We start from the raw sequence: 6000 nt of genomic DNA on the forward strand, positions 1-6000 counted from the left end.
TGCATCTTACAGCAAAAATTGTAACTTGTTTTTTGGAGGCTGGAATGATAGAGTGAAGTCAGTCAAGGGAACACCCTCTCTGGAGAAAATTTCCGGGAGACGTTTTCGTGACAAAGATTCCAAATCATTTTATAGGGAGGAAAGAAATGAAGAGAAAAGTATTATCTGTACTTCTGGCATCAGCTATGGTTGTTTCCCTGGCTGCATGCGGCGGAGAAGAAGCTTCTACCTCTACCACTTCAGGTGAAGGCTCATCCAGCGAAAGCTCCGCAACCAGTACCGAGGCTGCAGGCACAGAGGCTGCTGAAGAAGGCTCCGGCTATGTGCTTGAGACTCTTAACATGGTAGTAAACGGTACTTTGACAGCAACTGTTGACGCTGGTCAGGCTGAGTTTGAGGCTCAGTGGGAGGAGGCTGTTGGCGAGGCAATCGGCCATCCCATTGATCTGCAGATCCAGCAGTTAGACCATTCCGGTTACGTTGACGCAGTAGGACGTCTGTTCGCAGGCGGCGATTACCCTGACGTTATTGTTATGAGCGCCGATATGTTCAAGCAGTATGCGCCTACCGGACTGCTTTGGGATATGGCTGAGGCATATGACAATGCTGATTTCCAGTCTCATATGATTCTTCCTGCTATCAATGAGAACCTGAAGGATTCCGAAGGCCATCTGTATGGCTTCGCTCCTACTTATGGAAACGGCTGCGTTACCTATGTAAAGAAGGCATGGCTGGATGCAGTGGGCATTGACGCTTCCACCATCAAGACCTATGACGATTACTACAATATGCTGCTTGCATTCCACAACGGCGATCCCGATGGAAACGGCGTGACCGGCGACACCTACGGTGTGGTAGCAGCAGGCTTTATGGGAAATGAGGCTCCCTGGATCAATTATCTGCCTGAGTTCTGGCAGGATGCGTATCCCGCACTTGTTCAGGATGAGAACGGCGTATGGTACGACGGTTTCCAGACAGAGGAGACCAAGGCAGCTCTGTTAAGACTGCGTCAGGCTTATGTGGACGGAGCAATCGATCCCGAGACCCTGACCGCTTCCACCAAGATCGCACGTGAGAAATGGTTCTCCAACGACCAGACCGGTTCCGCAGGTGTATTCACCTACTGGGCAGGCTCCTGGTATCAGACCCTGACCGACAACCTGATCAAGAATGAGGTAGATTCTGAGCTGGTACAGCTTGCACCTATTGCAGAGGTTGGCGCTTACCTGAACAGAGAGGCGCCTGTATGGTGTATCATTGACGACGGTGACGGTGACGATTCCAGAGAGCAGGCGATCTTCGATGCATTCATTGAGACCATGATGGACGGCGACACTGTACAGACTCTGTGGACCTATGGTGCAGAGGATGTTCACTGGTCTACCAAGGCTGAATCCTTCACCACTAACCCTGGAACTGAAAACGAGAAGGTTTACGAGTATGCTGACGGTGAATTCCACTTAAAGCAGTCTCCTAACGACCCTAACTCCGTATGGAAGAAGAATCATCTGGATCCCGCTCTGGTTGTATGCTCTCTTGACAATGGATTCGCAGATCAGTCCGATCTGGCAAGCGAAGGCAACAAATTCTTTACCGAGAACTGCGTAGACGCTCCTGCATCTCCTGCATCTGAGACCTATACCAATGAGTCCGGTACCATCTATGACGCAAAGCTGGCAGCAATCACCTCTGTAGTGGTAGAGGGCGGCGATGTGGAAGCAGCTATGCAGACCTATGTTGATACGGTTGGTTCTATCATCGATCAGTGTCTGACTGAGCTGAACGCAGCTGAATAAGCTGAAAAATCACTAAACTAACTGCATTTAGACTGTCCTGTTCCGATGGGATGCAACTTCCTTTGGGACAGGACAGTTTTTGAGAAAAAGATTTTGAGAAAAAATTTCGTTTTGTGGGCAATATTGTATGAGGAAGAAATGAAAGGAAGAGGATGGTATGAGCAGGAAGAAGAAAACTGTTACGACGTCTACGGGTGTGGAAGTACGCCATAAGCCCTTAGGCCTGCGCATTAAGAACAACATCGGCTATTATGTGATGTTCCTGCCGGTATTGATTTTTATCATCATCATATACTACTGGCCGATGCTCGGTATCCGGTATGCGTTTTATGATTATAAGCCTGTAGGAGAACCTGTGTTTGTCGGCTTTGATCACTTCACAAAGATGTTTTCCACGGACGCATTCTGGACGGCGTTTAAAAATACGCTGGAGCTGAGTATCATGAAGCTGATCATTACAACCTTTACGGCTGTAATTGTATCGGTGTTTTTGAATGAAATGGGAAATCTCTTTGCAAAGAAAACTTTGCAGACCATCATATACCTGCCCCACTTTATGTCCTGGGCAGTGGTTGCATCCATTTTCAGCTTGTTCCTGTCCCCCTCCAGCACCGGTCTTGTAAACGGTCTCCTGAGAGACTGGGGCATTCTGGCAGAGGATGCACAGAATATTTATTTCCTGGCCGAACCGGCTTGGTGGCGGCCGATTTTCTACATTATTAATATCTGGAAGGAAACCGGCTGGGGAACCATCATATTCCTGGCAACGCTTTCCGGTATTAACCCTGAGTTGTATGAGGCTGCAGATATCGACGGCGCAACACGTCTTCAGAAGATGCGCTATGTTACGCTGCCCGCTCTTGCAAACACTATTATCACGGTGTTGATCCTGAACCTGGCAAAGGTTATGAACATGTTTGAGTCAGTATTCGTGCTTTACAACAACGCGGTATACAGCGTGTCCGACGTTATTTCCACCTACATATACCGTCAGACCTTCGCGATCGCGCTGCCCAACTACGGATACTCAACGGCGGTAGGTTTGTTTAAGTCCCTGGTGGGATGCTTCCTGGTGCTTGTATGTAACTGGGCAAGCAAAAAGACCCGCGGCCGCGGAATCGTATAGGAGGTGTTGACATGGCAAAAGCAAAGACCGCTTATCGTAAGCCGAAAAACAGGATACATCTGTTTGATGTCATCAACTACATTGTATTTATTATCGTCGGACTGGCTGTGCTGGTGCCTATCTGGAAGGTAGTTGTGGACTCCTTCAACGCAGTGGGCGTATACCAATTCCGCCTGTGGCCCAGTGATTTTACTTTGGATGGATATCGTACCATCATTGAAACACAGGCTCTGTACAGACCTTTCATCAACTCTGTGTTAACCACAGTGCTGGGAACTCTGCTTGGCCTTGTGCTTTCCACTCTGGGTGGTTATGTGCTGATTCAGTTTGATATGCCTGGACGTAATTTCTTCGCATATGTTTTGCTTTTTACCATGATTTTCTCAGGCGGAATGATTCCTGAGTACTTGGTAATGAAACAGCTGGGCCTGGTGAACAGTATGTGGGTGCTTGTGGTAAAGCACGGAATCAATGTATATAATCTGGTGCTGATGAGAAACTTCTTTGAAGGCATTCCGGGAAGCTTGTATGAGGCGGCAAAGATCGATGGCTGTTCCCCTATGGGAATTTTCTTCAAGATTGTGCTGCCGCTGTCCAAGGCGGCTTTGGCTTCCATTGGCTTGATGTTTGCAGTTACCGTATGGAATGACTATAGTACCGTGAAGATTTACATTACTGACCCTGATCAGACAAACTTCCAGTATAAACTGAGAAACATGATCATGGACGGCGATACGCCGACCACATCCTATGCGGTATCGCAGAATACGCTGTATTATGCAGGTATCGTTGCGGCGATTCTTCCTTTCATGCTGTTGTATCCCTTCTTGCAGAAATATTTTGTAAAGGGCGTGAATATTGGAGCAGTAAAGGAGTAAGACCGGACGGCGTAAAAAAGGCTGTTATCGGCAAAATGGGCAAGGAAAATCTCGGTTTTCCTTGCCTTATCTGTCTTATATAAAAGCGGATATAACATAGGTATATATAAGGAAATAGGAGCGGAAATGAACACAATTTTTTGGGCCGGAGATTCTACGGTACAGACAAACAATTATGCCACCTATCCACAGACCGGCATTGGCCAGGTATTTTCTTTGTTTTTGCGGGAAGGATATCAGGTGGAAAATCATGCTAAAAATGGCAGGAGTACAAAAAGCTTTTTGGATGAAGGAAGGCTTGCGGTCATAGAACAGCGTCTGGGCGAGGGGGACTTTTTATTTATTCAGTTTGGGCATAACGATGAAAAGTCGGAGGACCCTTCCCGTTATACCGATCCCTTTTCCTCCTTTATGGAGAATCTGGAGATTTACATAAATACCGCCAGAAAAAAGGGAGCCTTTCCGGTGCTGATCACACCTGTGGAGCGCAGGTGCTTTGTGGACGAAGAACATCTTGGACCGGGAGCCCATGGGGATTACGTAGAGGGGATGAAGCGCACGGCCCAGAAATGCCAGGTGCCCTTGGTTGACTTGTACAGTGCAAGCAGAAGGGCATTGGAAAAGGCAGGGGAGGAAGGCAGCCGGAAATGGTATATGTTCTTCCCGGCAGGAAGCTATGAAGAGCACATGGAGGAATCCACAGACAATACCCATCTGCGGTATGAGGGAGCGGTAAAATATGCAAGTTTCATAGCGGAGGGATTAAGGAACCTTGGCGGCATTTACAGGGAAATGCTGTTTGAGGAGCCCCAAGCGGAAGCGCTTTGAAAAACCGTGGCAGGCACAGCCTTTGGACGGCTGTCTGTTTCACGTAAATGTTTGGCGTAAAATTTGTAAGAAAATTGTAAAAAATATGTTGACAGGAAAGCTTCCTTTTGTTACAATAATTTCTGCCGCTGAGTGAGCGGAACACGCTTGGAGAGATATCGAAGTGGTCATAACGAGGCGGTCTTGAAAACCGTTTGTCCGCAAGGGCGCGTGGGTTCGAATCCCACTCTCTCCGCTGAGAGACGGTGTTGGAGATACTGCAGTGATGAAATTATGCTGCGGTCTTTTTTCTTCATAGTTTCATAATTTGCTTTGCATCAGCTTGTGAGGAGAAGTACCCAAGAGGCTGAAGGGACACCCCTGGAAAGGGTGCAGGTCGTTAATAGCGGCGCGAGGGTTCAAATCCCTCCTTCTCCGTTTTGCACTTTGACAAATAAACAGTAATGCAGACCTGAAAATTCCAAAAAGGAAGACATTCAGAGGACGCCCGGAAACGGGAAACGGGGGAAGCCCCGGCGGGAGGGAGGCCTCCTGCAGAAACAAAGAAGCCAGAGGAACTGGCAGGAGAAACAAACATGAGAGTTTGATCCTGGCTCAGGATGAACGCTGGCGGCGTGCCTAACACATGCAAGTCGAACGGAGTTATGCTGAAACCTAGTGAGGCATAACTTAGTGGCGGACGGGTGAGTAACGCGTGGGCAACCTGCCCCACACAGGGGGATAACACTTAGAAATAGGTGCTAATACCGCATAAGCGCACAGCTTCGCATGAAGCAGTGTGAAAAGCTGCGGCGGTGTGGGATGGGCCCGCGTCTGATTAGCTTGTTGGCGGGGCAGCGGCCCACCAAGGCGACGATCAGTAGCCGGCCTGAGAGGGCGGACGGCCACATTGGGACTGAGACACGGCCCAGACTCCTGCGGGAGGCAGCAGTGGGGAATATTGCACAATGGGGGAAACCCTGATGCAGCGACGCCGCGTGAGTGAAGAAGTCATTCGTGATGTAAAGCTCTATCAGCAGGGAAGAAGAAGACGGTACCTGAGTAAGAAGCCCCGGCTAACTACGTGCCAGCAGCCGCGGTAATACGTAGGGGGCAAGCGTTATCCGGATTTACTGGGTGTAAAGGGAGCGCAGACGGCGCGCCAAGTCTGGAGTGAAAGCCCGCGGCTCAACCGGGGGACTGCTCTGGAAACTGGCGGAGCTGGAGTGCAGGAGAGGTAAGCGGAATTCCTAGTGTAGCGGTGAAATGCGTAGATATTAGGAGGAACACCAGCGGCGAAGGCGGCTTACTGGACTGCAACTGACGTTGAGGCTCGAAAGCGTGGGGAGCAAACAGGATTAGATACCCTGGTAGTCCACGCCGTAAACGATGA

4 protein-coding genes, 2 tRNA genes and 1 rRNA gene are annotated in these 6000 nt (G+C 49.1%); all 7 read left to right on the top strand.

Annotation, left to right across the window (positions count from 1 at the left end):
* The first annotated feature begins 146 nt into the window (after positions 1-146).
* Positions 147-1796, top strand: a complete 1650-nt coding sequence (locus SHK35_RS06640) for an ABC transporter substrate-binding protein (RefSeq protein ID WP_318709169.1) — start codon at positions 147-149, stop codon at positions 1794-1796.
* Between the two features lie 157 nt (positions 1797-1953).
* The gene (locus SHK35_RS06645) at positions 1954-2922 is read left to right on the top strand and encodes an ABC transporter permease (protein ID WP_318709170.1); all 969 of its coding nucleotides are present in this window, start codon (positions 1954-1956) and stop codon (positions 2920-2922) included.
* An 11-nt stretch (positions 2923-2933) separates the two neighbouring features.
* The gene (locus tag SHK35_RS06650) at positions 2934-3800 is read left to right on the top strand and encodes a carbohydrate ABC transporter permease (RefSeq protein ID WP_318709171.1); all 867 of its coding nucleotides are present in this window, start codon (positions 2934-2936) and stop codon (positions 3798-3800) included.
* A 126-nt stretch (positions 3801-3926) separates the two neighbouring features.
* Positions 3927-4628 carry a rhamnogalacturonan acetylesterase gene (locus SHK35_RS06655; protein ID WP_318709172.1) on the top strand — a complete coding sequence of 234 codons (702 nt, stop codon included), beginning with the start codon at positions 3927-3929 and terminating at the stop codon, positions 4626-4628.
* Positions 4629-4777: 149 nt separating this feature from the next.
* Positions 4778-4863 (top strand) — tRNA-Ser (locus SHK35_RS06660).
* A gap of 93 nt (positions 4864-4956) precedes the next feature.
* Positions 4957-5045 (top strand) — tRNA-Ser (locus tag SHK35_RS06665).
* A gap of 154 nt (positions 5046-5199) precedes the next feature.
* Positions 5200-6000: ribosomal RNA gene (locus SHK35_RS06670) — 16S ribosomal RNA — on the top strand; the annotation flags it as partial.

The organism is Candidatus Acetatifactor stercoripullorum (genome assembly GCF_944382095.1).
In the GTDB taxonomy this organism is placed as follows: Bacteria; Bacillota; Clostridia; order Lachnospirales; family Lachnospiraceae; genus Acetatifactor; species Acetatifactor stercoripullorum.